The following is a 25,165-nucleotide window of genomic DNA, read 5'->3' as shown; positions in this document are numbered from 1 at the left end:
CATTCCGTGCCGCACTACACCAGAGCGCAATAGATGTAACAGGGGGTCAGACTGGATGAAAAGCCGGTCCGACCTGCGCAGAATCGCCACTGTTACAAATCCGGAGCCCCTGATGAACACCGCCAACGCCCAGCGCACCGACCGCATCGTCGTCGTCGACGACGACGCGCGCATTCGCGACCTGCTGCGCCGCTACCTGACCCAGGAAGGCTTCGAGGTGCTGCTGGCCGAGGATGCCAAGGCCCTCAACCGCATCCTGACCCGCGAGACCATCGACCTGATCGTGCTCGACCTGATGCTGCCGGGCGAGGACGGCCTGTCGATCTGCCGCCGGCTGCGTGCGGCCAACGATCTGACCCCGATCATCATGCTGACCGCCAAGGTCGAGGATGTGGACCGCATCGTCGGCCTGGAGGTCGGTGCCGACGACTATCTGCCCAAGCCCTTCAATCCGCGCGAGCTGCTGGCGCGCATCCATGCGGTGCTGCGTCGCCGCCCGGTCATGGAGGCGCCCGGCGCGCCCTCGCGCGAAGCCCAGACCGTCGTCTTCGGTCCTTTCGAGTTCGATCTGGCGCTGCGTCGCCTGACCCGCGACGGCGAGGTGATCTCGCTGACCACCGGCGAGTTCTCGATGCTCAAGGCCCTGGTGCGCCATCCGCGCCAGCCGCTGAGCCGCGACAAGCTCGCGCAGCTGGCACGCGGTCGCGAGTTCGAGCCCTTCGACCGCAGCCTCGATGTGCAGGTCTCGCGCCTGCGCAAGATGATCGAGCCCGATCCCTCGCAGCCGCGCTACATCCAGACGGTGTGGGGCGTCGGCTATGTCTTCGTGCCGGATGGCGCGGCATGAATTCACAATCCTGATACATTTCGTTTCAAATAGCCTGAAGAGTTGTCTGAGACGCTGAAATGCATCAGGGGAGTTCATCGAGCCGCAGCCCCGGGCCGTGGTGACCGACAGACGCTGCCGACCTGATTCCATGGCCTCCACCACCCCATCGTCCACCTATCCCGTGCCCGAGCGCGAGCCCCTGTCTCGGGTTCTGCTGCGGGGTCTGGGCATGCTGGTCCGGCGCTACATGCCGATGAGCCTGTTCTGGCGCACCTTCCTGCTGCTGTCGCTGATGCTGGGCGCCGGCATCCTGGGCTGGGTCTACACGCTGCGCTTTCTCGAGCTCGAGCCGCGGGGCGTGCAGGCGGCGCAGCAGATCGCCAGCCTGGTGAACCTGTCGCGCTCGGCGCTGCGCTACACCGACCAGGTCAACCGGGTCGCGCTGGTCAAGAACATCGCCGAGCAGGAGGCGGTCAAGCTGCAGCCGCGCGAGCCCAACGACCGCTGGCAGCCCTTCGAGGTCGACCGCTTCACCCGGGCCATCGGCTCGGAGCTGCGCAGCCAGCTCGGACCGCAGACCATCGTGGCCAGCAGCGTCAACGGCCAGCCGGGGCTGTGGGTCGGCTTCCTGATCGAGACCGACAACTACTGGCTGCAGGCCGACCGCAACCGGGTGCAGCCGGCGGTCACCGGCAAGACCACCTTCGTGGTGATGAGCCTGACCTTCGTGTTGACGCTGGGCGGCTCGGCGCTGATCGCCGGGCTGATCAACCGGCCGCTGCGCCAGCTCAGCTTTGCCGCCAGCCGCATCCGCGATGGCGAATATGCCGAGCGGCTCGACGAAGACACCACCACCCGCGAGATCCGCGAGGTCAACCGCGGCTTCAACCGCATGGCGCGCGAGCTGGCCAAGATCGAGGACGACCGCGCGGTGATGCTGGCCGGCATCAGCCATGACCTGCGCACACCGCTGGCGCGCATCCGGCTGGAAACCGAGATGAGCGTCTACGACGAGGAGGCCAAGCGCAACATGGCCGCCGACATCGACCAGCTCGACGCCATCATCGACAAGTTCATGGACTACGCGCGGCCGACCGAGGTCAAGCTCGCGCCGATCGTGCTGGCGGTGCTGCTCGACACGGTGATCCGCCGCGTCAACGGCGAGCATCTGAAGGTGGTGGCCCGGGTGACGACCGATGTGCGGGTCATGGCCGACGAGACCGATCTGGACCGCGTCTTCGCCAACCTGTTCGAGAACGCGCGCCGCTACGCGCAGGGCGAGGACGGGGTGGCGCGGGTCTCGGTCACCTTCGCGCGTGCCGGCGAGTGGGTGCTGGTGAGCGTGCGCGACGAGGGCCCCGGCGTCAGCCCGGAGCAGCTTGCCCGGCTGACCACGCCCTTCTACCGCGGCGACAAGGCCCGCACCCACACCCACTCGACCGGTGCCGGCCTGGGTCTGGCCATCGTCGACAAGACGGTGACGCGCATGGGCGGCCAGCTCGAGCTGGGCAACGCGCCCGGCGGCGGCTTCGTCGCCTACGTCAAGCTGCGCCGGGCTCCTGCCTGAAGACGACTGCGGGCAGCGTCAGCACGAAGGTCGCGCCCTCGCCGGGGCGGCTCTCGGCGCGCACCGTGCCCCCCATGCGCTGCATCGCCTTGCGCACCAGCGCCAGGCCGATGCCGGTGCCGGGATAGTCCTCCATGCGGTGCAGGCGCTGGAAGATCTCGAAGATGCGGTCGTGATAGGCCATGTCGAAGCCCACGCCGTTGTCTGATAGCCGCAGCTCGATCGCGGCCGAGGCCTCGGGGCCGAGCCGGCGAACGGCGATGCGCACCCGTGGCGGCTGGCTGGCGGCGCTGAACTTGATCGCGTTGGCCAGCAGGTTGCGCAGGGCCAGCATCAGGCCCTCCCGGTCGACCCGCACGCCCAGCGGCGCTTGAGGCACCTCCAGCTCCAGCACCACGCCGCCGCGCTCGAGGTCGGTGCGGGCGTCCTCGATCACCTGGCCCAGCACCGACGCCAGCTCCACATCCTGCACCGAGATCGCACGGCGCTCCATGCGCGCGTAGGCCAGCAGGTCGTCGATCAGCTGCCCCATGCGCAGCGTGCCTTCCTGGATGCGCTCGGCGAACAGCCGGCCCTCCGCATCGAGCTGCTGCGCATGCTCCTCGAGCAGCAGCCGGCCATAGCCCTCGATGCCGCGCAGTGGCGCCTTCAGGTCATGCGAGACGGTGTAGACGAAGCTCTCGAGCGACTGGTTCAGCTCGGTCAGCTCGCGGGTGCGTGCCTCGACCCGCTGCTCCAGCTCGATGTTGATCCGGCGCAGCGTCGCCTCGGCCTGGCGGGTCTCGGTGACATCGAGCGTGGTGCCGACGAAGCGCTGGATGCGGCCCTCCGCGCCCATCTCGGGAGAGATGGTCGCGCTGAACCAGCGCGCCGGGCCGAGATCCGGATGGCGACGGAAGACCTCGACGTTGCGCTCGGGCGTCACGCCCTGGGCGAAGCTCTGCAGCATCATCCGCACCGCCGGCTGGTCGGCCTCATGCACCCGGGCAATGAAGTCCTCGAAGCTCGGCACGCCGGCGGACGGGTCGGCGTTGAACAGCGCATACATCTGCGCCGACCACCAGCCCCGGCCCTGCCCGACGTCATAGGTCCAGCTGCCCAGCCGGGCGTGGGCCTCGGCCTCGTGCAGCCGGCGCACCTGGATCGCCAGCTCGGCCCGCGCCGCATGCAGCTCGCTCACGTCGAGCAGCACGCCGTGAATGTCGACCACCTGCCCGGCCACATCCCGCACCAGCCAGGTGCGGTCCTCGATCCACATCCAGCGGCCATCGCCATGGCGGATGCGGTATTCCTGCCGGTACTCGTCCGGCCCCTGTGCCAGATGCCGTGCCACCTCGCCGGCAATGCGCGCCAGGTCCTCGGGATGCATCAGGTCGGCGTAGCGGAGGCGGCCCGACAGCAGATCCTGGCGCCGGTAGCCCCAGAGCGCGATGCTGTCGCTGACATAGCGCGCAGGCCAGCCCTCGGCGTTGCGCCAGGTCATCACCACCACCGGCGAATGCGAGATGCGGTCGGCCAGCTGCTGCAGCTCGGTCTGGCGCTGCTGCAGGTCGGAGGCCATCAGGTCGACCGCCCGGCCGATCAGGGCCAGCTCGTCGGCGCCCCGCAGCCCGGCCCGCGCCGACAGGTCGCCCCGACCGAGCTGCACCGCGGTGTGCCGCAGCTGGTCCGCACGCCGGAACCACAGCAGATGCAGCAGCAGTCCGAACAGGCTCACGCTCAGCAGCGTCAGCAGCAGCTGCTGCAGCAGGTCGGAGCGGGCCTGGGCCTGCCGCACGGCCAGCGCATGGCTGATGTCGACACGCACCAGCAGCAGACGCGCCGGCTCGACGCCGACCGCGCCGAACAGCAGTCGCGCCTGCCCGGGCCCGTTGGTGGTGCGCAGCCGCAGCTCGGACGGCCCCGCCTGCTGCAGCGACATCAGGGCGTCACGCTCGGCCGGTGGCAGCGCGATCAGCACCGTCGAGAGGCGCCGCCCGATCTCGGCACGCGAGAGTGCGGCAGCAATGCGCCCATCCTCTTCGATCAGCCAGGCCTGCATCAGCCCTTCGTGCAGCGCCAGGCCGGCCACCAGCCGGCGCGCCTGTCCCATGTCGCCCTGGCCGGTCGCCAGCGTCAGCCGGCCCTGCTCGAGGGCCAGCCGCTCGCGCAGGCGCTGCTGCTCGGTCTGCAGCACGCTGGCATCGAGTTCGCTGACACGCAGGCGATGGCCCAGCAGGCTGACCGCCAGCGCAAAGAGCAGCATCAGCACCGGCAGCAGCAGCCGGGCCGGCCAGCGCAGCAGCCAGCTGCCGCGTCCCGGCGATTCCACGGACTTCTTCTTCTCGCCGTTCATGGCTGACCCTTCGTGGCCGCACCGGCCTGCCACAGGCGCAGCGCCCGGTCGTCGATCAGCGTCTTCCAGTCGACCGGCCGGCTCAGCAGCTGCAGGCGCTGCAGCGTGTGCTCCATCAGCCGGCCATGCGCGGCCAGCGGACTGTGTCCATGCTCGTCCTGCCGCAGCTCCTGCAGGCTGATGTCCAGCGGCAGCAGCTTCAGCCCCTTCAGCGTCTGCAGATAGTCCGTCTCCGACAGGTCGGTGCCGATGGCCAGCAGCGCGACCGCAGCCGCGGGATCATGCTCGAGCGCCTGACGCCCGCGCTCCCAGGCCTGCAGCAGCGGCAGCAGCCGCTGCGGCGCGATGCCGCGGCGCACCACCAGCACATCGATGATCTCGCCCGGCATCTGCCTGCTGTCGAAGATGCGGCGCATGCCGACCTGCTCGAGCTGGCTGGCCATCGGCTCGAAGGTGATGACCGCGTCGACGCGGCCCGCGCGCATCATGTCCGCATGCTGGGCCGCCTCGACATGCAGGGTGCTCACCTCGTTCGGGCGCAGCGATCCTTCCTGCAGCAGCTGCTCCAGCACCACCGCCCCCAGCGCGGTCTTCTCCAGGCCGATGACGCGCCCGCGCAGATCGCTGGCCTGCAGCACATCCGGGCGCGCCAGCACCGCGTCTGCCCCTTCCGACTGGTTGATCATCGCGATGATCACCACCGGCAGGCCGCCGTCGGCCAGACGCAGCGCCTCGTCGAGCGTCAGCGCCGCACCATCGAGCAGGCCGTTGCGCAGCGCGCGCAGGCTGTCGGTGTTGGAGAACATGTCGATGATGCGCAGCACCTGGGCATCGACGCCGCCCTGGTCACGCGCCAGCACCAGCGGGTCGTAGCCGACCCAGGCATTGATGCCGATGCGCAGCGGCGCCAGCGGCATCTCGACGCATCCGCCCAGCAGCGCTGCGGCCAGCGGCGCGGCAGGGACTCGGAACAGGAAACTGCGTCGGTTCAGGGTCATGGCGGTGAAGGCTGAAATTCATCTTAGAACGTGTTCACGATCTCCTGAGAAGCAAGGCCAGGAAGGCGAGATGGACGAACTGCAGGCTGGTGTTGAGCCAGCGCTCGCAGTTCTTCCACAGGCGTCGGTTCTTCTCCAGCCAGGCGAAGCTGCGCTCGACGATCCAGCGCTGGGGCATGACCGCAAAGGTGTGCAGTTCGCTGCGCCGAGCAACCTCCACCGTCACGGACTCGCCCAGGATCTCGCGCACGCCGCGCTCGAACGGCCGGCCCGTGTAGCCGCCATCGACGAGCACCCGGCGCACCCCCGCCAGGGCCGCCTTGCCGTGCTCGAGCGCCTGCAGCGCTCCCTTGCGATCGGTGACCTCGGCCGTGGTCACCGCCACCGCGTGCGGCCAGCCCTGCGTGTCGACCGCGATGTGGCGCTTGATCCCCGAGACCTTCTTGCCCGCGTCATGGCCCTTGAACCCGGCCGTGTCCGCGTTCTTCACGCTCTGCGCGTCCACGATCAACAGTGTCGGCGTGGCGCTGCGCCCCTGTCTCATGCGGGCCGCGCCAACCTGATTTTTTTAAAGCCCGCTCCAGCGTGCTCACACCATCCGCATCGGGCTCGCTCCACTTGCGCCACCACGCGTAGACCGTGCTCCACTTCGGAAAATCCGCCGGCAGGAAGCGCCACTGGCAGCCCGTGCGCAGCAGGTACAGCACGGCGCAGAACACCTCGTACAGGTCCACCGTCGTCGGCTTGGTGCGCCGGCGCACTCCCCTCAGCAGCGGTTCGATCTCCGCAAACCGCTCTCGGCTGATGTCACTCGCGTAGGCTTTTCTCGTCGGCATCCCGGTATTTTCAGGGCAGTCGGGATCGTGAACACGTTCTTAGCAGCGCCACCGCAGCGTTCTTGTCCGGGCAGGCCCGCAGCTGCGGGCTTCTCCGTAGAATCCGGGCCCTTCTTTCCGTCGTCCGTCATCCGTCACCGCGAGCCGCCGCCATGCCCCTGCGTCCCGACATCGAACTGCTCTCCCCCGCTCGCGACGCCGACATCGGCATCGAAGCGATCAACCACGGCGCGGACGCGGTCTACATCGGCGGCCCGGCCTTCGGCGCGCGGGCCTCGGCCGGCAACCCGGTGGCCGACATCGAGCGGCTGGTGAAGCATGCGCACCGCTTCGGCAGCCGCATCTTCGTGACGCTCAACACCATCCTGCGCGACGACGAGCTGGAGCCCGCACGCCGCATGATCCGCCAGGTGCACGAGGCCGGCGCCGACGCGCTGATCGTGCAGGACATGGGCCTGCTGGAACTCGACCTGCCGCCGATCGACCTGCACGCCTCGACGCAGACCGACATCCGCACGCCCGAGAAGGCGCGCTTCCTGCAGGACGCCGGCTTCTCGCAGATCGTGCTGGCACGCGAACTCGCGCTGGAACAGATCCGCGCGGTGGCGGCACAGGTCGACCGCGCGACGCTGGAGTTCTTCGTGCACGGCGCGCTGTGCGTGGCCTATTCCGGCCAGTGCTATGTCAGCCACGCCCAGACCGGCCGCAGCGCCAACCGCGGCGACTGCTCGCAGGCCTGCCGCCTGCCCTACACCGTGACCGACACGCTGGGGCGCATCGTCGCGCACGACAAGCATGTACTGTCGATGAAGGACAACAACCAGAGCGCCAACCTCGAGGCGCTGGTCGACGCCGGCATCCGCAGCTTCAAGATCGAGGGCCGCTACAAGGACATGGGCTACGTGAAGAACATCACCGCCCATTACCGCCAGCTGCTCGACAGCCTGTTCGAGCGCCGCCCGGAGCTGCACGCCGCGTCGGCCGGCCGCGCCAGCTTCACCTTCACGCCCGACCCGGACCGCAACTTCAACCGCGGCAGCACCGACTATTTCGTCAACGGCCGCCAGGACGACATCGGCGCCTTCGACACCCCGAAGCATGCCGGCCTGCCGCTGGGCTGGGTGGTGCGCGTCGGCAAGGACCATCTGGACGTGCAGCTCGACGCCGGGGTCGATCCGCTCAACAACAACGACGCCCTGACCTACTACACGCTGCAGAAGGAGCTGACCGGCCTGCCGATCGACACCGCACAGCAGCTCGACGCGAAGCAGCGCCTCTGGCGCGTGGTCCCGAAGGAGCCGCTGGACACCTATCCCGACCTGCGCCGCGACACCCAGCTCAGCCGCAACCGCGACATGAACTGGGTGCGGCTGCTGGAGAAGAAGTCGGCCGAGCGGCGCATCGGCGTGACGATGCGGCTCGACGACACGCCGGACGGGCTGGCGCTGACGGTGAGCGACGAGACCGGGGTGACGGTCTGCGCCGAGATCGCGCTGCCGAAGAAGGAGCCTGCACGCGATCCCATCAAGGGCGAGGCCGCGCTGCGCGAGCACCTGGGCAAGCTGGGCGCGACGATCTTCCGCGCCGACGCCGCCGACATCGTGCTGGCGACGCGCCGGCCGTGGTTCGTGCCGCCGGGCGTGCTCAACGCGCTGCGCCGCGACGCCTTCGATCAGCTGGAAGCCGCACGCCTGGACGCCCATGTGCGCCAGACGCGCTGGCCCGAGGTCACGCCGCCCGTGCCCTATCCCGACGACACGCTCAGCTACCTGGCCAATGTCTACAACTCGAAGGCACGCGACTTCTACGCCCGCCACGGCGTCAAGGTCATCGAGTCCGCCTACGAGAGCCACGAGGCGCTCGGCGATGCCAGCCTGATGATCACCAAGCACTGCGTGCGCTTCTCGCTCAGCCTGTGCCCGAAGCAGGCCAAGGGCGTCACCGGCGTCCAGGGCACCATCCGCGCCGAGCCGCTGACCATCACGCACGGCGACGAGGTGCTGCAGCTGCGCTTCGACTGCAAGCCCTGCGAGATGCATGTCGTCGGGCGCATGAAGAAGAACGTGCTCAACCGCGCCGCGCGCGAGGAGAAGGCCAGCCTGGCCACCGGCGTGCCGATGCAGTTCTACCGGACGCGGCCGGCGGCGGCCGGGCGCTGAAGCGCCCCCCTCCCGGCATCCCCGCGCCCGGCTCAGCGTGTGCAGTCCAGCAGCAGCTTCACCAGCGCCTCGGGCGCGCTGATCATCGGATCGTGGCCAGTGGCCAGCTCGACCACTTGCCAGCCAGGCTCGCGGCGCACCCGCTCGCGCATCACCGCGATCGTCGGCAGGGCCGGCGCGGTGCAGTCGATGAAGGTGCGCGGCAGCGTGGCGATGCGCGCGGCGTCGAAGTCCAGTCGGTCCTGGTAGACGCCTGCCGGCTGCGGCGTCTGGCGGCGGTTGACCCAGTCGCGGTCGGCGCCGTCCAGGCCGAAGACGGCCGCATCCGGCGGCGGCATCGCGCCGTCGGGGCGCTGCGCGGCGGCCTCCAGGCGGGCCCGGACCGTTTCCGGCGCGTGCTGGCTGGACCAGGATTCGCCCGGATGCGGCGTCACCGCGTCCACATAGACCAGATGGCGCGGCTTCAGCCCGCGGGCCAGCAGCGCATCGGCCACGCCGGTCATCACCAGGCCGCCGTAGCTGTGGCCGACCAGCACCAGATCGTCGCCCAGCTCCTCGGCATCGATCAGGCCGAGCACGTCGGCGATGTGGTCGCGCAGGCGCAGGTCGGGGCGCAGCAGATGTGCCCGCTCGCCCACGCCGGTGAGCGTGACCGCATGCGCCTCGTGCCCCGCCGCCCTCAGCCCCGGCAGCACCCGCCGCCAGCACCAGGCGCCGTGCCAGGCCCCGTGGATCAGCACCAGCGCGCTCATCGCGGGGCTCCGGTGCCGGCGCGGGCCATGTCCACGCCGCGGTTCGCCAGCTCGTCCGCCTTCTCGTTGCCCGGATCGCCTGCATGGCCCTTGACCCAGCGCCACTCGATCCTGTGCAGCTGCGACAGCGCGTCCATGCGCTGCCAGAGTTCGACGTTCTTCACCGGCTGCTTGGCGGCCGTCTTCCAGCCGCGCGCCTTCCAGCCGTGAATCCAGGTGGTGATGCCGTTCTTGACGTACTCGCTGTCGGTGTAGAGCACCACGTCGCAGGTGCGCTTCAGGCTGGCCAGCGCCTCGATCACCGCGGTCATCTCCATGCGGTTGTTGGTGGTGCCGTTCTCGCCGCCGCACAGCTCCTTCTCGTGGCCGTCGCTGCGCAGCCAGGCGCCCCAGCCGCCCGGGCCGGGGTTGCCCTTGCAGGCGCCGTCGGTGTAGATGATGACCTGGGGCCGGCGGATCGGCGCCCGCACCGGGGGCGCGCTGTCTTTGCTGTCGTTCATCGGTCCTCGCAACGCGGCACGGGTCGGCCGCGGGTGACGACGGCCGGAGCGGCCGCCCGGCGTCGTCGGTTGATCTTCCACTGCGGCCCGCCGAGCAGGCGCACCGCCCTCACCCGCTTGACCGCCACCATCAGGTACACCGAGCCCAGCACCGGCCACCAGCGCTCGCCCGCCGCATCGCACCAGGCGCTGCGCTCGAGCCAGCGCTGCGTGCTGAACGGCGGCCGGTAGCAGCCGAAGCGCCCCGATTCCACCTCCAGCCCCAGCAGCCGCAGCCAGTCGCGCAGCCGGCGCCAGCCGATGAGCTCGCCGGTGCCATGCGCCGGCAGTCCGGTGCGGCCGCGCCAGCCCGGCACGCCCAGCCGCTCCAGGCCATGCGCGGCGCCCCACAGGCTGAGCGGATTGAAGCCGACGATGACCACCCGGCCTTCGGGCATCAGCACCCGCTCGACCTCGCGCAGCGTCTGGTGCGCGTCGCCGCTCATCTCCAGCGTGTGCGGCAGCACCACCAGATCCAGGCTGCCGGACGGAAAGGGCAGCGTCTCGAAGGCGCTGAGCACGCTCACCGCCAGCGCGCCGCCGCCCTCGGGCGGACTGCCGCCCGCGCCCAGGCCGCCCGGCGGCAGCAGCGCCAGATCCGGCCCGGCCTCCAGCGTGCCGTCGTTGAGCAGCCAGCGGTGGCTGATGCGGCTGGCCCGCAGGGCCTGCACCATCGGCCAGCCCAGCTGCACTGCGTGATAGCCGAAGATGTCCGCCACCACATGGTCGAGCTGGCGCTGCTCCCAGGCCAGCAGATAGCGTCCGGCCGGAGATTCCAGCCAGGGGGCCATCTCTATAATCAGCGAATCCTGTGCCATGAATCTGATCGCGCTGCCCGCCTTTGCCGACAACTACATCTGGATGCTCCACGACGGCCGGCAGGCCCTGGTGGTGGATCCGGGGGATGCCACGCCGGTGCTCGAGACGCTCGAGCGGCTGGGGCTGCATCTGAGCGGCATTCTAGTGACTCACCATCATGGCGATCATGTCGGCGGTCTGCAGGCCCTGGCCGGCTCGGCGCACGGGTGCACCGCGCGCATCCTGGGGCCCTCCGACGAGCCGATGCCGGTGCCGGTCGAGCCGGTGCATGACGGTGACCGTTTCGAGATCGGCCCCTGGTCGATCACGGTCTTCGAGGTGCCCGGCCATACCCGCGGTCATCGGGCCTTCGTGATTCGCCCGATCTGCGAAAATCATGGCATGACTCCCGTGCTCTTCTGTGGCGACACCCTCTTCTCGGCCGGCTGCGGCCGGCTGTTCGAGGGCACGGCCGCGCAGATGCACCGCTCGCTCGTGCGGCTTTCGGCGCTGCCGGAGGACACGCAGGTATGCTGTGCGCACGAATACACGCTGGCCAACCTGCGCTTCGCACGCGCGGTCGAGCCTGACAATCTGGCCGTGGTCCGCCACGAGACGCAGTGCAAGAGCCTGCGCGAACGCGGTCTCCCGACGCTGCCGAGCACGCTCGGCCTCGAGCGGGAGATCAATCCCTTCCTGCGCTGCGAGCAGCCCGGGGTGATCGAGAGTGCGGCTGCGCAAGGTGCGGCCGCCCTGGATCCGGTCTCGGTCTTCGCTGCGATCCGACAGTGGAAAGACACCTACCGATGAACCGCTCTCCCCGCCGTGCCACCTTTGCCCTGTCGACGCTGATGATGGCGCTTGCCGGCTGCGCCACCGTCGACGACGGCGTGCAGCCGCCGCCCCAGATCACCACCGTCGGCTCGCGCGATCTGCCGGCCCAGGGCCGCAGTGCGGAAGGCCCGCTGGCCCCGCTGCCCGTACAGGTCGCGGCCGCGCCGGCCGCCGCACCGGTGCTCGAGGATCCTCGTGATGCCGCCGGCATGCCGGTCGATCCGCTGTCGCCGGATGGCCAGGGCGTGATCGATGCCGAGAAGGCACGCAAGGATCTCTGGGTGCGCGTGCGCACCGGCTTCGGCATGCCGGATCTGGACAACGAGCTGGTCCGCCAGCACGAGCGCTGGTATGCCAGCCGTCCGGACTATGTGCAGCGCATGACCGACCGCGGCTCGCGCTACCTCTACCACATCGTCGAGGAAGTCCAGCGCCGCGGCATGCCCACCGAGCTGGCGCTGCTGCCCTTCATCGAGAGCGCCTTCAATCCGCAGGCACTGTCCTCGGCCCGCGCCTCGGGCATGTGGCAGTTCATGCCGCTGACCGGCAAGGACTACGACCTCAAGCAGAACCTCTTCCGCGACGATCGTCGCGACGTGCTGGCCTCGACCCGCGCCGCGCTCGACTACCTGAGCCGGCTCAACAAGATGTTCAACGGCGACTGGCAGCTGGCGCTGGCCGCCTACAACTGGGGCGAAGGCAACGTCAAGCGCGCCATCGCCCGCAACGAGCGCGCCGGCCTGCCCACCGACTACGAGAGCCTGTCGATGCCGGCGGAGACGCGCCACTACGTGCCGAAGTTCCAGGCGGTCAAGAACATCGTGCTGGCACCGCAGAACTTCGGTCTGGCGCTGCCCAAGCTCGAGAACCATCCCTATTTCCTGAGCGTGCCGATCCGTCGCGACATCGACGTGGCGGTGGCGGCGCGACTGGCCGGACTGCCGCTCGAGGAGTTCAAGGCGCTCAATCCGCAGATGAACAAGCCGGTGATCCTGGCCGCCGGCACGCCGCAGATCCTGCTGCCCTACAGCAGCGCCGACACCTTCGTGAAGCGCCTGGCCTCGCACCAGGGGCCGCTGGCGAGCTGGACCGCCTGGGTCGCGCCGAGGACGATGAAGACCGCCCAGGCGGCCGAGCTGGTCGGCATGAGCGAGGCAGAGCTGCGCGAGATCAACCGGATCCCGCCGAAGATGCTGGTCAAGGCCGGCTCCGCGCTGCTGGTGCAGCGTGCCGAGACCCGTGCGGCCGATGTGCCCGAGCATGTCGCCGACAACGCCCACATGGCGCTGGCGCCGGACGTGCCGCCGCTGCGCAAGGTGGCCATCCAGGCCCGCAAGGGCGATACCGTGGCCGCGCTGGCCAAGCGCTACCGGGTGAGCGCGAACCAGATCGCTGCCTGGAACCGCATCGACGACGGCACCCGCTTCCGCAAGGCGCAGGCGCTGGTCATCTGGGTGCCGACCGGCAGCAGGATCGCACCGGTGGCCGAAGGCCGTGCGCTGGCCAAGGCCAAGGCGGGCAAGCCGGTGCGCATGGCGGCCGCCAGCCCGAACCGGGGCGGCGCCGCCAAGGGCATGAAGATCCGCCCGACCCGCCTGGCGCGCAAGTAAGCCGGAGCCTTCGCGTTCAGCGCCTTTCCGAGAAGGCGTGCGCGATGGTGCCGAGATCGACGTACTCGAGCTCGCTGCCGATCGGCACGCCACGCGCCAGGCGCGTCACCCGCACGCCTTCCAGCGGACGCAGCGCCTCGGCCACCGCATGGGCGGTGACCTCGCCCTCTGCAGTGAAATTGGTCGCGACGATCACTTCGCGCACCTCGCCCTCGCGCACCCGCGCCAGCAGCTCGGGCAGGCCGATGTCCTGCACGCCCACGCCGTCGAGCGGGCTGAGCCGCCCCATCAGCACGAAATAGAGCCCGCGGTAGGTGCCGGTGCGCTCGACCGCGGCCTGGTCGGCCGGGGTCTCGACCACGCACAGCAGCCGGGTGTCGCGCGCCGGATCGAGGCAGGTCGCGCAGACCGGCTGCTCGGTGAAGGTGTGGCAGCGCTCGCAGTGGCGGATGCCGTGCACCGCATGGTCGAGCGCCTGCGACAGCCGCAGCGCGCCGTCGCGGTCATGCTGCAGCAGGTGATAGGCCATGCGCTGCGCCGACTTGACGCCCACGCCGGGCAGCCGGCGCAGCGCCTCGACCAGCGCAAGCATCGCGTCGGGCGGTGCGGCGGAGCCTGTCATCGCGGAGCGCGCGGTGCGGTGCGGCTCAGAACGGCAGCTTCATGCCCGGGGGCAGCGGCATGCCGGCGGTCAGCTTGCCCATCTTTTCCTGGCTGAGTTCCTCGGCGCGGCGCACCGCGTCGTTGAAGGCCGCGGCCACCAGGTCTTCCAGCATGTCCTTGTCGTCGGCCAGCAGGCTCGGGTCGATGGTGACGCGCTTGACATCGTGCTTGCAGGTCATGACGACCTTGACCAGGCCGGCGCCGGACTGGCCCTCGACCTCGATCAGCGCGAGTTCCTCCTGGGCCTTCTTCAGGTTGTCCTGCATGGCCTGGGCCTGCTTCATCAGGCCGGCGATCTGTCCTTTGAACATGGATGTTCCTTTCTTGGAGGGAGCGAGAAAAAAGATCGGATCCGCAAGGATCGAAGCGTCGTTCAGTCGTGCTGGAGTCGATGCTGCCGGCCGGTTCAGTTCGGTCGGATCGAGCCGGGCACGATGCGCGCGCCGGGATAGCGCGCGAGCAGCTCCTGCACCATGGGGTCGTCGGTGATCGCCCCTTCGGCCTCATGCTGGGCACGCTCGCGGCGCTGGGTCTCGCGCCGCGACGGGCTGTCGGTGACCGCACCGGGCGTGATCTCCAGCATGACCGGCTGGCCGACCAGCTCGGTGATCGCCGCCTGCAGCCGGTCGCGGTGACCGCTCTGGCGCAGCGACTCGCGCTCGACCCGCAGCACGCAGCGCAGGCTGCCCGCACCGGGCTCGATGGCGATGCACTGCGCCTGCCAGGCCAGCTCGCGCACCAGGCCGTTGACCAGGGCACGCTCGCTCAGGCGCTGGAACAGATCGCACCAGCGGGTGACCAGCGGGTCGTCGAGCACCTCGTCCATCTGCACCGGGCGCGGGCGCAGCGACGCCGGCGCAGCCGTCGGCTCGGACGCCGGGCGCACGGGCTCGTCCTGAGACAGCACCGCCGCCGGTGCGTTCTCGTCGGCGGGCGGGATGTCGTCCCAGCCGGGCGGCTCGTCCTCCCACGGCGGCACCGAGGCGCGGGCCGCCGGGGCCCGGACGGGCGCCGGCGTGGCCTGCGGCTCGACCGGCATGCGGGCTCGCGCCTCCAGCGGCCGGCGCAGCTCGCGCGAGACACGCGGTGCTTCCTGCGCTGCGGGTTCAGGCGCAGAGACGGGCGCAGGTGCAGGCAGGGGGGCCGGTGCCGGCGCGGCCACAGGCGCAGGGCGAGCCACAGGCGCGGAAGGCGCGGCGGGCGCCGGTGCCACCTCGGCGGGCAGCTCGACCCGACGCGGCGCGGCGCCCTGCGGCCGGAAGGCCAGCAGGCGCAGCAGCACCATCATCAGGCCGCCGTATTCGTCGGGCGCCAGGGAGAGCTCGGCGCGGCCGTGCAGCGCGATGCTGTAGAGCAGCTGCGTCTCGTCCGGGTCGAGCAGCGGCGCCAGCGCATGCACGGTGGCGGTCTCGGGGTCGGCCGGATCGAGCGCGGCCGGCACCGCCTGCGCCAGCGCCATCTGCTGGGCCAGCGTGGCCAGATCCTCGAGCGTGCCGGCGGCCGACAGACCCAGGCCCCGCAGCTCGTCGACCGCACGCACCAGCGTCGCGCCGTCAGCGGCGCCCAGCGCCTGCACGATGCGCACGACATGGCTGCGATCGACCGAGCCCAGCATCTGCCGCACCGCCGCCTCCTGCAGCGCGCCGCCGCCAAAGGCGATGGCCTGGTCGGTCAGCGACAGCGCGTCGCGCATCGAGCCGCGCGCGGCGCGCGAGAGCTGGCGCAAGGCGCCGGCCTCGGCCTCGATGCCTTCGGCCTGCAGCACGGTGCCGAGGTGGCGCTGGACCGTCTCGGGCGCCATCGGGCGCAGGTTGAACTGCAGGCAGCGGCTCAGCACCGTGACCGGCACCTTCTGCGGATCGGTGGTGGCCAGCACGAACTTCAGGTACTCGGGCGGCTCCTCGAGCGTCTTCAGCATCGCGTTGAAGGCGGTCGTCGAGAGCATGTGCACCTCGTCGATCATGTAGACCTTGAAGCGCCCGGCCACCGGCTTGTAGACCGCCTGGTCGAGCAGCTGGCTGATCTCGTCGACGCCGCGGTTGGAGGCGGCGTCCAGCTCGACATAGTCGACATGGCGGCCGGCGTCGATGTCGCGGCAGGCGTTGCAGACGCCGCAGGGCTCGGCGGTGATGCCGCCCTGCCCGTCCGGACCGGTGCAGTTCAGGCTCTTGGCGAGGATGCGCGAGACGGTCGTCTTGCCGACGCCGCGGGTGCCGGTGAACAGGTAGGCATGGTGCAGTCGCTGGCGGGTCAGCGCGTTGCCCAGGGCCTGCACGACATGCTCCTGCCCCACCATCTCGGTGAAGCGGCGCGGCCGGTACTTGCGGGCAAGGACGATATAGGACATGGGGGCGGATTGTAGGCGGCCCGGCTGACCGATAATCCCGCCCCATGAATCAAAACGCCGCTCCCTCCCACGACCCGAACGGCACGCTCAGCTACGAGCAGGCCGGCGTCAACTACGACCTGATCGATCCGCTGAAGGTCACCGCGCAGCGCGCCGCTGCCGCCACCGCCCGCCATCTGGCCGCGCACGGCTTCACCGAAGTCGCGGCCTCGCGCGGCGAATCGGCCTATGTCGTCGACGTCGGCCCCTTCTACCTGGCCTCGATCGTCGAGTGCCTGGGCACAAAGACCCTCGTCGCCGACGAGATGGCGAAGCTCACCGGCCGCAGCTTCTACGACGGCATCGCGCAGGACACCATCGCGATGGCGATCAACGACCTGATCACCGTCGGCGCCACGCCGCTGGTGGTGCAGGCCTACTGGGCCGCCGGCGGCTCGGACTGGTTCGGCGACAACCAGCGCGCCCAGGCGCTGGTGGCCGGCTGGAAGCGCGCCTGCGAGGTCTGCAGCGTCGCCTGGGGCGGCGGCGAGACCCCGGCGCTGGCCGGCATCGTGGAAGAAGGCCGCATCGACCTGGCTGCCTCCTGCACCGGCCTGATCAACCCGAAGGAGCGCCTGTCGGTGGGCGACCAGCTCGGCGCCGGCGACGCGATCATCCTGCTGGAATCCAGCGGCATCCACGCCAACGGCCTGTCGCTGGCGCGCAAGCTGGTCGAGCGCCTGCCCCAGGGCTACCTGACCGAGATCGCCCCGGGCGTCACCTATGGCGAGGCGCTGCTGGCGCCGACCGTGCTGTACTCGCCGGTCACCGAAGCGCTGTGGAAGGCCGGCGTGGCGCCGCGCTACTGCGCCAACATCACCGGCCACGGCTGGCGCAAGCTGCTGCGCCACCCCAGCGAGCTGACCTACCGCATCCACACCGTGCCGCCGGTCACGCCGGTGCTGAAGTTCATCCAGGAGCAGGCCAAGCAGGACGACCGCGAAGCCTACTCGACGCTGAACATGGGCGCCGGCTTCGCGATCTTCGTGAAGCCTGAGGACGCCGAGCGCACCGTCGAGATCGCGCGCACCCAGGGCATCGCCGCCTGGCACGCCGGCACCGTCGAGGCCGGCCCGAAGCGCCTGCTGATCGAGCCGCTGGGCATCGAGTTCGGCAACGACGACCTGCAGCTGCGCTGAACCGACAGGCACGCGATCGATGATCGACTGGCTGCCCGACGACGACGACGGCAGCCTGCCGTTCCCGCCGCTCGAACGCGCGCTCGGCCCCGACAGCGAGGCGCCGGGCCTGCTGTGCGCGGGCGGGCGCCTGACGATCGCGCGGCTGCGCCAGGCCTACCGGCGCGGCATCTTCCCGTGGTACAGCCGCGGCGAGCCCATTCTCTGGTGGTGCACCGCGCCGCGCATGGTGCTGAAGACGGCCGACTTCCGGCTGCACCGTTCGCTGCGCAAGACGCTGCGGCGCTTCATCGCCACGCCGGGCTGCGAGATCCGCATCGACGCGGCCTTCGACCGGGTGATCGCCCATTGTGCAAGCACGCCCCGGGACGGCCAGGTCGGCACCTGGATCGTGCCGGAGTTGATGCGCGCCTACCGCCAGTGGCATGCCGCCGGCGAGGTGCATTCCTTCGAGACCTGGATCGACGGCGAGCTGGTCGGCGGCCTCTACGGCGTCTGCCAGGGGCGGATGTTCTACGGCGAATCGATGTTCGCGCGCAGCACCGACGCGTCGAAGATCGCGCTGGCTGCGCTGGTGGCCTTCTGCCGGCGGACGGGCATCGACTGGATCGACTGCCAGCAGCAGACCCGCCATCTGGCCTCGATGGGTGCGGCACCGGTCGCGCGCGAGGTGTTCGTCAGCCATCTGGATCAGGTGGTGGAGCTGCCATCACCCGGCCAGTGGACCTATCATCGCGAACTGTGGCGGCAGCTGCCGCTCGAGGCCGGCCCCGAGGCCGATCCACTGATGAACCGTCTGCCCGATCCCGCGTGACGCACCCTCAGGATCTTCCCCTCGCCGAACTGCAGTTCTACGCCACCGCGCCGTATGCCTGCAGCTATCTGGCCGACCGCATGGCGCGGTCGCAGGTGGCCACGCCATCGCACCTGATCAACGCCGACACCTACTCCGGTCTGGTGGCCGCGGGCTTCCGCCGCAGCGGCCTGTTCACCTACCGGCCGCACTGCGATGGCTGCCGCGCCTGTCTGCCGCTGCGCATTCCGGTGAACGATTTCCGCGCCAGCCGCAGCCAGCGCCGCGCCTGGCGCGATCATGCCGACCTGCAGGTGGCGGTCACCCGGCTGCGCTTCGTGCCGGAGCACTACGCGCTCTATCTGAAATACCAGACCGCCCGCCACAGTGGCGGCGGCATGGACCAGGACTCGGTCGACCAGTACACCCAGTTCCTGCTGCAGAGCCGGGTCAACTCGCGGCTGGTGGAGTTCCGCGCGCCGCCACTGGCCGATGGCCGGCCGGGCGCGCTGAAGATGGTCTCGATCCTGGATGTGCTCAACGACGGCCTGTCGGCGGTCTACACCTTCTACGACCCGGACGACACCGGTGCCAGCTACGGCACCTTCAACGTCATGTGGCAGATCGAGCAGGCGCGCGCCCTGAAGCTGCCCCATGTCTATCTCGGCTACTGGATCGAGAGCAGCGCCAAGATGGCCTACAAGGAGCGCTTCCGGCCGCATGAGCTGCTCAGCGCCGGACACTGGATCCGGCGCGGCTGAGCCCGCCCGTTCAGTTCAGTTCAGATCAGGTCAGATCAGCGGCACGCCGGTCTTCGACTGGATCTCCTCGCGGGTCACGCCCGGTGCCAGCTCGACCAGCTTCAGACCTTCGGGCGTCACGTCCATCACGCCCAGATCGGTGATGATGCGGTCGACCACGCCCTGGCCGGTCAGCGGCAGCGTGCACTGCGGCAGGATCTTCAGGTCGGTGGTGCCATCCTTCTTGCGGGCGACATGCTCCATCAGCACGATCACGCGCTTGACGCCGGCGACCAGGTCCATCGCGCCGCCCATGCCCTTGACCATCTTGCCGGGAATCATCCAGTTGGCGAGATCGCCCTTGTCGGTGACCTGCATCGCGCCCAGGATGGACAGATTGATCTTGCCGCCGCGGATCATCGCGAAGCTCTCGTGGCTGCCGAAGATCGACGAGCCCTTGAGCGTGGTGACCGTCTGCTTGCCGGCGTTGATCAGGTCGGGATCGACCTCGTCGTCGTACGGGAAGGGGCCGATGCCCAGCATGCCGTTCTCGCTCTGCAGCCACACCTCGATGTGGTCGGGCACGTGGTTGGCCACCAGCGTCGGGATGCCGATGCCGAGGTTGACGTAGAAGCCGTCCTGCAGTTCCTGCGCCGCACGGGCGGCCATCTGGTCTTGGGTCCAGGCCATGATGAATGCTCTCCTAGGGGGCTTCGAATTACTTGCGATCGCGAATGGTGCGCTTCTCGATGCGCTTCTCGGGCGTCGGGTTGTGCACGATGCGGTGCACATAGATGCCCGGCAGATGCACGTCGTCCGGCTCGATCGCGCCGGTCGGCACGATGCGCTCGACCTCGACGACGCAGATCCTGCCGGCCATCGCCGCGGCCGGATTGAAATTGCGGGCGGTCTTGTTGAAGCGCAGATTGCCCGACATGTCGGCGACATCGGCCTTGACCAGCGCCACTTCGGGCGTCAGCGCGCGCTCCATCACATAGGTCTCGCCATCGAACTGGCGCAGCTCCTTGCCCTCGGCCACCAGCGTGCCCACGCCGGTCTTGGTGAAGAAGGCCGGAATGCCGGCGCCGCCGGCGCGCAGCTTCTCGGCCAGCGTGCCCTGCGGCGTGAACTCCAGCTCCAGCTCGCCGGCCAGGTACTGGCGCTCGAACTCCTTGTTCTCGCCGACATAGCTCGAGATCATCTTCCTGATCTGGCGCGTCTCGAGCAGCTTGCCCAGACCGAAGCCGTCGACGCCGGCATTGTTCGAGATGACCGACAGGTCCTTGACGCCGCTGTCGCGCAGCGCGTCGATCAGGGCCTCGGGAATGCCGCACAGGCCGAAGCCGCCGACGGCGATCAGCTGACCATCGCGGACGATGCCTTCCAGCGCCGCTGCGGCGCTCGGGTAAACCTTGTTCATGCGCTCTGTCTCCGGAAAATTCGGACGGGCAGACTGTAATGCGTAATGCCTTACGTAGGGGCTACGTAGAATTGAGTAATGGTTGAGCTGGATTACCGGATTGCCTTCGATCTCGCCCCTGTCGGCCTGGTGCTGTCGCGCCATAGGCTGATGGTGGACTGCAACCGCCTGGTGCTGGACATGTTCGGTGCGCGCCGCGACGAGCTGATCCACCAGAGCTTCGAGGTGCTCTACCCGAGCAGCGCCGAGTTCGAGCGCACCGGCCAGCGCATCGTCGCCAGCCTCGATGCCGAGGGCCGCTATGCCGACGACCGGGTGATGAAGCGCCTGCATGCCGCGCCCGGCCAGCAGGAGCTGTTCTGGTGCCATGTCAGCGGCCGCGCGCTCGATCCGCAGGATCCGCATGCGGCCGGCATCTGGACCTTCGAGGACCTGTCGCAGAAGCGCCGCATCCAGTCCGACCTGACCCCGCGCGAGCGCGAGATCGCCGCGCTGCTGGTCGAGGGGCTGACCAGCAAGCTGATCGGCCGGCATCTGGGCATCAGCCCGCGCACCGTCGATGTCTACCGCGCCCGGCTGATGCGCAAGTACGAGGCGGCCACCACGCCGGAGCTGGTCAATCGGCTGCTGAGTCGATAGCGGCCCAAGGCCGTCTCAGTCCGGCAGCGCGAACATGCGCGAGGCGTTGTCCCAGGTCGCGCGCGCGACCGTCTCCAGCTCCAGCCCCTTGATCTCGGCGAGCTGCCGGGCCACGAAGGGCACCAGCGCCGGGGTGTTGAGCTTGCCGCGGTGCGGCGCCGGCGCCAGATAGGGGCTGTCGGTCTCGATCAGGCAGCGCTCCAGCGGCACCAGCGCGGCGATGTCGCGCAGGTAGGCGGCATTCTTGAAGGTCAGGATGCCCGAGAAGGAGATCGAGAAGTTCAGGTCCAGCGCCGCGCGGGCGACCTCGAGGGTCTCGGTGAAGCAGTGGAAGACGCCGCCGACCTCGGCCGCGTTCTCCTCGCGCAGGATGCGCAGCGTGTCCTCGGCGGCGCTGCGGGTGTGGATCACCAGCGGGCGACCCAGCTCGCGCGCGGCGCGCACATGGGTGCGCAGGCGCTCGCGCTGCCACTCCATGTCGGCCAGCGTGCGCTCGCCCAGGCGGTAGTAGTCCAGGCCGCATTCGCCCACCGCCACCACCCGGTCGCGCCGACCCAGGCGCACCAGCTCGGCCACGTCGGGCTCGTGCACATCCTCGTTGTCCGGATGGACGCCGACGGTGCACCAGAGAAAGTCGTGCTGCGCGGCCAGCGCGTGCACGGTGTCGAACTCCTCGATCGTCGTGCAGATGACGATGGCGCGCTCCACCTGCGCCGCGCGCATCGCCGCGCGGATGTCGTCCCAGCGCTCGCGCAGCTCGGGGAATGTCAGGTGGCAGTGGGTATCGATGAACATGGGAACAGGGATGGAGACGAAGTTCGGCTTCAGATGGTCTGCGTCGGCTTGGGCGAGTGGATCGCGGTGCCGAGGATTTCCTCGATGCGCACCCGCAGCACCCGGGTCTTCTCGTCGACGGGAAAGCGCACGCCCACGCCCTGGGTGCGTCCGCCCGAGGCATTCGGCGGCGTGACCCAGGCGACCTTGCCGGCCACCGGATAGCGCTGGGGATCCTCGGGCAGCGTCAGCAGCAGGTAGACATCATCGCCCAGCCGGTAGTCGCGGGTGGTCGGCACGAAGAGGCCGCCTTCGGCGAACAGCGGGATGTAGGCCGCATAGAGCGCGCCCTTTTCCTTGAAGACCAGCTGGATGACGCTGGGCCGCGGTGCGGGTGGCGGATTGGCGCCAGCGGCGGGCTGAAACGGCATCGAGCCGGACCGGGAATTGAATTCGCTGCTCATGGGTGTGCTTGATCGGGGGAGTGCGCAGGAGGGTAATGCATCGTTCGGCGCAACGGCGGTCCGCTTGCGCTCAGAGCGGCCGTGACCGTGCGTCCAGCGCGCTGCGGGTGCGCTGCAGCAGCGCCTCGATCGCCAGCGGCGCGCTCCACGGGTGATCGGCCTGGGCGGCGCGGGTGCGCAGCCAGGCGGCGGTCTCGGTCAGCGTGGCGATCATGCGCGTGGTCGCCACCGGTGCCTTCAGCGGCTCGAGCTGCGGGAAGGAGCGCGCCGGCAGACCGAGCGCCTGACGCAGCCGGTCCTCGCACAGGCGCTGCAGCGCCTCGACCAGCACCGGCAGCGGCCAGCCGGCCAGGCCCGCACCGTCGCCCTGCATCACCTGCGACGGAAAGCGCCGCCACGCCTCGGCATCGCGGCCCTCGCGGGCCTGCTCGAGCGCGCGCAGCGGCTCGCCACCGCAGGCATCGAGCACGATCGCCGCATCCTGCAGCCCTTGCGCCTGCAGCCAGGCCAGCGCGGCCTCGCGGTCCGGGCGCGGCAGCACCACGCTCTGGCAGCGGCTGCGCAGGGTCGGCAGCAGCGTCTGGGGCGCACCGCAGCCCAGCACGAAGCGCATCGGGCCGGGCGGCTCCTCCAGCGTCTTGAGCAGCGCATTGGCCGCGACCAGATTGAGCTCCTCGGCCGGATGGATGAGCAGCACCTTCAGGCCCGCCCGCGACGGGGTCAGACCGATGAACTCGAGCGCCGCGCGCACCGCGTCGACCTTGATCTCGCGGCTGGGCTTGCGGGTCTTGGCGCTGCTGCTCTCGCCCGCCTCGTCGGCCGGCAGGCCGGCGGCGGCCCGCAGCGACTCCGGCACCAGCAGACGCAGGTCCGGGTGCGAGCGCTCGTCCACCAGATGGCAGCCGCCGCAGCGGCCGCAGGCCAGTCCGCCCGGCCGCTGGCGGGCCGGGGTCTCGCACAGCCAGGCCCGGGCCAGCGCGATCGAGAAATCCAGCGGCCCGCGGTCCTGCGCGCCCTGCACCAGCAGCGCATGGGCCTGCTGATGCGACAGCGCCTCGCGCAGCGGCGTGTCCAGCCAGGGATGCAATGCCGAACTCACCACCCGCGCGCCTCCAGCGCGGCATCGATCTGCGCGGCGACCGCTTCGGGCGTGCATTCCGCGTCGATGCGGGCGACACGCTGCGGCGTGGCGTCGAAGCGCCGCGCATAGCCCTCGCGCACCGCGGCGAAGAAGGCGATGTCCTCGCTCTCGAAGCGGTCGGGCGCGCGGGCGGCAGCGCGGCGGCGCGCGGCGATCTCGGGCGCCAGATCGAACCAGAAGGTCAGGTCGGGCTGACGGCCCTGCTGGACCCAGTGCTCGAGCTGCGCCAGCACCGCCAGGTCGAAGCCGCGCCCGCCGCCCTGGTAGGCGAAGGTCGCATCGGTGAAGCGGTCGCACAGCACCACCGCGCCGCGCGCCAGCGCCGGCTCCACCACCTCGCGCAGATGGTCGCGACGTGCGGCGAAGACCAGCAGCGTCTCGGTCAGCGTGTCCATCGTGCGGTGCAGCACCAGCTCGCGCAGCGATTCGGCCAGCGGCGTGCCCCCGGGCTCGCGGGTGCGCACCACCTCCAGGCCGGCCGCACGCCAGCGCGCGGCCACCCGCTCGACCTGGGTGGACTTGCCGGCACCGTCGATGCCCTCAATGGTGATGAAGCGTCCGGCCAGCAAGGCGGGATCGGGAGCGGCACAGGACTGGGACATGAAGCGGTCAAGTCGGCGGAAAACGACGGAAGAAGATGGAGCCGCACCGCCTCAGCGGGCGGCCGCGCCGCGCTGGTAGCGGTCGACGGCGCGATTATGGTCGGCCAGCGTCTCGCTGAACTGGCTGCTGCCGTCGCCACGGGCGACGAAGTAGAGCGCCCGGCTGCTCGCCGGCCAGATCGCCGCCTCCAGCGACTGCTGGCCCGGCATCGCGATCGGCGTCGGTGGCAGACCCTTGCGGGTGTAGGTGTTGAACGGGGTGTCGGCCTGCAGATCGCGCTTGCGCAGATTGCCGTCGAAGGACGGCCCCAGGCCGTAGATCACCGTCGGATCGGTCTGCAGCGGCATGCCGATTCTCAGCCGGTTGATGAAGACGGCGGCGACCAGCGGCCTGTCCTCATGGCGGCCGGTCTCCTTCTCGATGATCGAGGCCAGCGTCAGCAGCTCGGCCGGATCGCGCAGCGGCGAGTCGGCCGGGCGCTGGGCCCAGACCGCCTGCAGCCGGCGCTCCATCGCCGCATGCGCGCGGCGCAGCACCGCCAGATCGCTGCTGCCCGGCGCATAGGCATAGGTGTCGGGAAAGAAGCGGCCTTCGGCGGCGGTGCCGGCCGTGGCGCCGATCGCGCTCATCAGCTGCTCGTCGCTCATCGCGCTGCTGTCGGGCCGCAGCGCCGGCGCGCGTGCCAGCTCGGCGCGCAGCTGGCGCAGCGTCCAGCCCTCGATCAGTCGCACCCGCGCCAGCGTCTGGTCTCCGTCGACCAGCTTGCGCAGCAGCTCGCGCGGGCTGGTGCCGGGCTCGATCTCGTAGCTGCCGGCGCGGATCAGCCGGGCATCGCCCGACCAGCGGAACCACTGGTAGAGCAGCCAGGGCGAGACCTGCAGACCGGCCTCGACCGCATCGGCGGCGATCTGGCGCGGCGAGCGCCCGGGCTGCACATCCAGCTCGACCGCAGCGCCCGACTGGCCCGGCGGCGACACCTGAGGCATCGGCGACAGCACCCAGCTGGCGGCGGCGGCCAGCGCCAGGACCAGGGCGATGGCCAGCGCGGCCCCGCCGATCACCCAGCGACGAAACCGTTTCATGACAGATCGCGGGCCGCCATGACAGCCGGGGATGACAGAGTGACAGCACGATGCATAGCCGCTC

25 protein-coding genes are annotated in these 25,165 nt (G+C 70.1%); 9 read left to right on the top strand and 16 right to left on the bottom strand.

All coding sequences use genetic code 11. The features are described from left to right. The first annotated feature begins 112 nt into the window (after positions 1 to 112). Together ompR and NFT33_RS02815 are read left to right on the top strand one after the other, a co-directional pair. Positions 113 to 847: an osmolarity response regulator transcription factor OmpR gene (gene ompR / locus NFT33_RS02820; protein ID WP_037478588.1), complete on the top strand. Its 735-nt coding sequence runs from the start codon at positions 113 to 115 to the stop codon at positions 845 to 847. Between the two features lie 235 nt (positions 848 to 1,082). After that, on the top strand, positions 1,083 to 2,396 hold the full coding sequence (locus NFT33_RS02815) for a sensor histidine kinase (RefSeq protein WP_220787470.1): 1,314 nt from the start codon (positions 1,083 to 1,085) through the stop codon (positions 2,394 to 2,396). Here the strand turns inward: NFT33_RS02815 and NFT33_RS02810 are convergent. The 3 genes from NFT33_RS02810 to NFT33_RS02800 form a co-directional block, all read right to left on the bottom strand. Beyond that, positions 2,371 to 4,731, bottom strand: coding sequence for a PAS domain-containing protein (locus tag NFT33_RS02810; protein ID WP_251673003.1), 2,361 nt, complete (start codon positions 4,729 to 4,731; stop codon positions 2,371 to 2,373). The genes NFT33_RS02815 and NFT33_RS02810 overlap by 26 nt on opposite strands. Then, a complete protein-coding gene (locus NFT33_RS02805; RefSeq protein ID WP_251673001.1) occupies positions 4,728 to 5,729 on the bottom strand; it encodes an ABC transporter substrate-binding protein in 1,002 nt (333 codons plus the stop codon). The genes NFT33_RS02810 and NFT33_RS02805 overlap by 4 nt, the downstream gene beginning before the upstream one ends. A gap of 34 nt (positions 5,730 to 5,763) precedes the next feature. Continuing rightward, positions 5,764 to 6,565 (bottom strand): IS5 family transposase gene (locus NFT33_RS02800; RefSeq protein ID WP_376744114.1). Its coding sequence is split into 2 segments (ribosomal slippage): positions 5,764 to 6,288 and positions 6,290 to 6,565, totalling 801 coding nucleotides; the frame shifts between segments, so codons are not numbered across the junction. A 152-nt stretch (positions 6,566 to 6,717) separates the two neighbouring features. Here NFT33_RS02800 and NFT33_RS02795 point away from each other — a divergent pair. Continuing rightward, positions 6,718 to 8,724, top strand: a complete 2,007-nt coding sequence (locus NFT33_RS02795; RefSeq protein ID WP_251672997.1) for a peptidase U32 family protein — start codon at positions 6,718 to 6,720, stop codon at positions 8,722 to 8,724. Positions 8,725 to 8,756: 32 nt separating this feature from the next. Here the strand turns inward: NFT33_RS02795 and NFT33_RS02790 are convergent, their stop codons facing one another. The 3 genes from NFT33_RS02790 to NFT33_RS02780 are packed head-to-tail and all read right to left on the bottom strand — an operon-like array spanning position 8,757 to position 10,806. Then, entirely contained in the window at positions 8,757 to 9,476 is a 720-nt protein-coding gene (locus tag NFT33_RS02790; protein WP_251672995.1) for an alpha/beta fold hydrolase, read from the bottom strand. Beyond that, positions 9,473 to 9,976: a ribonuclease HI gene (gene rnhA / locus NFT33_RS02785; protein ID WP_251672993.1), complete on the bottom strand. Its 504-nt coding sequence runs from the start codon at positions 9,974 to 9,976 to the stop codon at positions 9,473 to 9,475. Before rnhA ends, NFT33_RS02790 begins: the two co-directional genes overlap by 4 nt. Continuing rightward, complete coding sequence (locus NFT33_RS02780) at positions 9,973 to 10,806, bottom strand: class I SAM-dependent methyltransferase (protein WP_244954484.1); 834 nt, start codon at positions 10,804 to 10,806, stop codon at positions 9,973 to 9,975. The genes rnhA and NFT33_RS02780 overlap by 4 nt, the downstream gene beginning before the upstream one ends. A 25-nt stretch (positions 10,807 to 10,831) precedes the next feature. Between NFT33_RS02780 and gloB the strand changes: the two genes are divergently transcribed. Further along, positions 10,832 to 11,623: a hydroxyacylglutathione hydrolase gene (gene gloB / locus NFT33_RS02775; protein ID WP_220787446.1), complete on the top strand. Its 792-nt coding sequence runs from the start codon at positions 10,832 to 10,834 to the stop codon at positions 11,621 to 11,623. Further along, positions 11,620 to 13,257, top strand: a complete 1,638-nt coding sequence (locus tag NFT33_RS02770; protein WP_251672991.1) for a transglycosylase SLT domain-containing protein — start codon at positions 11,620 to 11,622, stop codon at positions 13,255 to 13,257. The genes gloB and NFT33_RS02770 overlap by 4 nt, the downstream gene beginning before the upstream one ends. Positions 13,258 to 13,273: 16 nt before the next feature. On the opposite strand, the gene recR is transcribed toward NFT33_RS02770, so the two are convergent. The 3 genes from recR to dnaX form a co-directional block, all read right to left on the bottom strand. Next, entirely contained in the window at positions 13,274 to 13,879 is a 606-nt protein-coding gene (gene recR, locus NFT33_RS02765; protein ID WP_220787447.1) for a recombination mediator RecR, read from the bottom strand. 25 nt (positions 13,880 to 13,904) lie between these two features. Beyond that, positions 13,905 to 14,231 carry a YbaB/EbfC family nucleoid-associated protein gene (locus NFT33_RS02760; RefSeq protein WP_037478571.1) on the bottom strand — a complete coding sequence of 109 codons (327 nt, stop codon included), beginning with the start codon at positions 14,229 to 14,231 and terminating at the stop codon, positions 13,905 to 13,907. 95 nt (positions 14,232 to 14,326) lie between these two features. Then, complete coding sequence (dnaX, locus tag NFT33_RS02755; protein WP_251672989.1) at positions 14,327 to 16,267, bottom strand: DNA polymerase III subunit gamma/tau; 1,941 nt, start codon at positions 16,265 to 16,267, stop codon at positions 14,327 to 14,329. A 44-nt stretch (positions 16,268 to 16,311) separates the two neighbouring features. Here dnaX and NFT33_RS02750 point away from each other — a divergent pair, with 44 nt between their 5' ends. From NFT33_RS02750 to NFT33_RS02740, 3 genes are read left to right on the top strand one after another with little or no spacing between them, the layout of a single operon-like run. Continuing rightward, entirely contained in the window at positions 16,312 to 17,445 is a 1,134-nt protein-coding gene (locus NFT33_RS02750; RefSeq protein WP_251672987.1) for an AIR synthase-related protein, read from the top strand. A 19-nt stretch (positions 17,446 to 17,464) separates the two neighbouring features. Further along, complete coding sequence (gene aat / locus NFT33_RS02745) at positions 17,465 to 18,259, top strand: leucyl/phenylalanyl-tRNA--protein transferase (protein ID WP_251672984.1); 795 nt, start codon at positions 17,465 to 17,467, stop codon at positions 18,257 to 18,259. Continuing rightward, a complete protein-coding gene (locus NFT33_RS02740; RefSeq protein ID WP_149503581.1) occupies positions 18,256 to 18,999 on the top strand; it encodes an arginyltransferase in 744 nt (247 codons plus the stop codon). Before aat ends, NFT33_RS02740 begins: the two co-directional genes overlap by 4 nt. Positions 19,000 to 19,029: 30 nt before the next feature. Here the strand turns inward: NFT33_RS02740 and NFT33_RS02735 are convergent, their stop codons facing one another. Continuing rightward, positions 19,030 to 19,668: a CoA transferase subunit B gene (locus NFT33_RS02735; RefSeq protein ID WP_251672982.1), complete on the bottom strand. Its 639-nt coding sequence runs from the start codon at positions 19,666 to 19,668 to the stop codon at positions 19,030 to 19,032. 28 nt (positions 19,669 to 19,696) lie between these two features. Then, on the bottom strand, positions 19,697 to 20,398 hold the full coding sequence (locus NFT33_RS02730; protein WP_149503583.1) for a CoA transferase subunit A: 702 nt from the start codon (positions 20,396 to 20,398) through the stop codon (positions 19,697 to 19,699). A 78-nt stretch (positions 20,399 to 20,476) separates the two neighbouring features. On the opposite strand from NFT33_RS02730, the gene NFT33_RS02725 reads away from it, so the two are divergent. After that, complete coding sequence (locus tag NFT33_RS02725) at positions 20,477 to 21,037, top strand: LuxR C-terminal-related transcriptional regulator (protein WP_149503584.1); 561 nt, start codon at positions 20,477 to 20,479, stop codon at positions 21,035 to 21,037. A 15-nt stretch (positions 21,038 to 21,052) separates the two neighbouring features. Here NFT33_RS02725 and NFT33_RS02720 read toward each other — a convergent pair whose 3' ends face one another. The 5 genes from NFT33_RS02720 to mltG all read right to left on the bottom strand — a co-directional run bounded on the left by NFT33_RS02720 (position 21,053) and on the right by mltG (position 25,101). After that, complete coding sequence (locus tag NFT33_RS02720) at positions 21,053 to 21,832, bottom strand: TatD family hydrolase (protein ID WP_251672980.1); 780 nt, start codon at positions 21,830 to 21,832, stop codon at positions 21,053 to 21,055. 29 nt (positions 21,833 to 21,861) lie between these two features. Beyond that, complete coding sequence (locus NFT33_RS02715) at positions 21,862 to 22,242, bottom strand: PilZ domain-containing protein (protein WP_251673056.1); 381 nt, start codon at positions 22,240 to 22,242, stop codon at positions 21,862 to 21,864. A 103-nt stretch (positions 22,243 to 22,345) separates the two neighbouring features. Then, on the bottom strand, positions 22,346 to 23,374 hold the full coding sequence (locus NFT33_RS02710; protein ID WP_251672978.1) for a DNA polymerase III subunit delta': 1,029 nt from the start codon (positions 23,372 to 23,374) through the stop codon (positions 22,346 to 22,348). Continuing rightward, entirely contained in the window at positions 23,371 to 23,985 is a 615-nt protein-coding gene (tmk, locus tag NFT33_RS02705; protein WP_251673054.1) for a dTMP kinase, read from the bottom strand. The genes NFT33_RS02710 and tmk overlap by 4 nt, the downstream gene beginning before the upstream one ends. A gap of 84 nt (positions 23,986 to 24,069) precedes the next feature. Then, the gene (gene mltG, locus NFT33_RS02700) at positions 24,070 to 25,101 is read right to left on the bottom strand and encodes an endolytic transglycosylase MltG (protein ID WP_251672976.1); all 1,032 of its coding nucleotides are present in this window, start codon (positions 25,099 to 25,101) and stop codon (positions 24,070 to 24,072) included. Between the last annotated feature and the right edge of the window lie 64 nt (positions 25,102 to 25,165).

The organism is Sphaerotilus sp. FB-3 (genome assembly GCF_023706025.1).
Taxonomy (GTDB): Bacteria; Pseudomonadota; Gammaproteobacteria; order Burkholderiales; family Burkholderiaceae_C; genus Sphaerotilus; species Sphaerotilus sulfidivorans.
The sequence above is the reverse complement of the archived record's forward strand: the minus strand, read 5'-3'. Positions and strand labels throughout refer to the sequence as shown.

Bases quoted from the DNA above. Each gene is read 5' to 3' on its own strand.
- NFT33_RS02720 (WP_251672980.1), bottom strand. From the start codon at position 21,832: ATGTTCATCGATACCCACTGCCACCTGACATTCCCCGAGCTGCGCGAG.
- dnaX (WP_251672989.1), bottom strand. From the start codon at position 16,267: ATGTCCTATATCGTCCTTGCCCGCAAGTACCGGCCGCGCCGCTTCACC.
- NFT33_RS02790 (WP_251672995.1), bottom strand. From the start codon at position 9,476: ATGAGCGCGCTGGTGCTGATCCACGGGGCCTGGCACGGCGCCTGGTGC.
- NFT33_RS02810 (WP_251673003.1), bottom strand. From the start codon at position 4,731: ATGAACGGCGAGAAGAAGAAGTCCGTGGAATCGCCGGGACGCGGCAGC.
- NFT33_RS02730 (WP_149503583.1), bottom strand. From the start codon at position 20,398: ATGAACAAGGTTTACCCGAGCGCCGCAGCGGCGCTGGAAGGCATCGTC.
- NFT33_RS02715 (WP_251673056.1), bottom strand. From the start codon at position 22,242: ATGCCGTTTCAGCCCGCCGCTGGCGCCAATCCGCCACCCGCACCGCGG.
- aat (WP_251672984.1), top strand. From the start codon at position 17,465: ATGATCGACTGGCTGCCCGACGACGACGACGGCAGCCTGCCGTTCCCG.
- recR (WP_220787447.1), bottom strand. From the start codon at position 13,879: ATGACAGGCTCCGCCGCACCGCCCGACGCGATGCTTGCGCTGGTCGAG.
- NFT33_RS02750 (WP_251672987.1), top strand. From the start codon at position 16,312: ATGAATCAAAACGCCGCTCCCTCCCACGACCCGAACGGCACGCTCAGC.
- gloB (WP_220787446.1), top strand. From the start codon at position 10,832: ATGAATCTGATCGCGCTGCCCGCCTTTGCCGACAACTACATCTGGATG.
- ompR (WP_037478588.1), top strand. From the start codon at position 113: ATGAACACCGCCAACGCCCAGCGCACCGACCGCATCGTCGTCGTCGAC.
- NFT33_RS02770 (WP_251672991.1), top strand. From the start codon at position 11,620: ATGAACCGCTCTCCCCGCCGTGCCACCTTTGCCCTGTCGACGCTGATG.
- rnhA (WP_251672993.1), bottom strand. From the start codon at position 9,976: ATGAACGACAGCAAAGACAGCGCGCCCCCGGTGCGGGCGCCGATCCGC.
- NFT33_RS02735 (WP_251672982.1), bottom strand. From the start codon at position 19,668: ATGGCCTGGACCCAAGACCAGATGGCCGCCCGTGCGGCGCAGGAACTG.
- NFT33_RS02815 (WP_220787470.1), top strand. From the start codon at position 1,083: ATGAGCCTGTTCTGGCGCACCTTCCTGCTGCTGTCGCTGATGCTGGGC.
- mltG (WP_251672976.1), bottom strand. From the start codon at position 25,101: ATGAAACGGTTTCGTCGCTGGGTGATCGGCGGGGCCGCGCTGGCCATC.
- NFT33_RS02760 (WP_037478571.1), bottom strand. From the start codon at position 14,231: ATGTTCAAAGGACAGATCGCCGGCCTGATGAAGCAGGCCCAGGCCATG.
- NFT33_RS02805 (WP_251673001.1), bottom strand. From the start codon at position 5,729: ATGACCCTGAACCGACGCAGTTTCCTGTTCCGAGTCCCTGCCGCGCCG.
- NFT33_RS02795 (WP_251672997.1), top strand. From the start codon at position 6,718: ATGCCCCTGCGTCCCGACATCGAACTGCTCTCCCCCGCTCGCGACGCC.
- NFT33_RS02725 (WP_149503584.1), top strand. From the start codon at position 20,477: ATGGTTGAGCTGGATTACCGGATTGCCTTCGATCTCGCCCCTGTCGGC.
- NFT33_RS02780 (WP_244954484.1), bottom strand. From the start codon at position 10,806: ATGGCCCCCTGGCTGGAATCTCCGGCCGGACGCTATCTGCTGGCCTGG.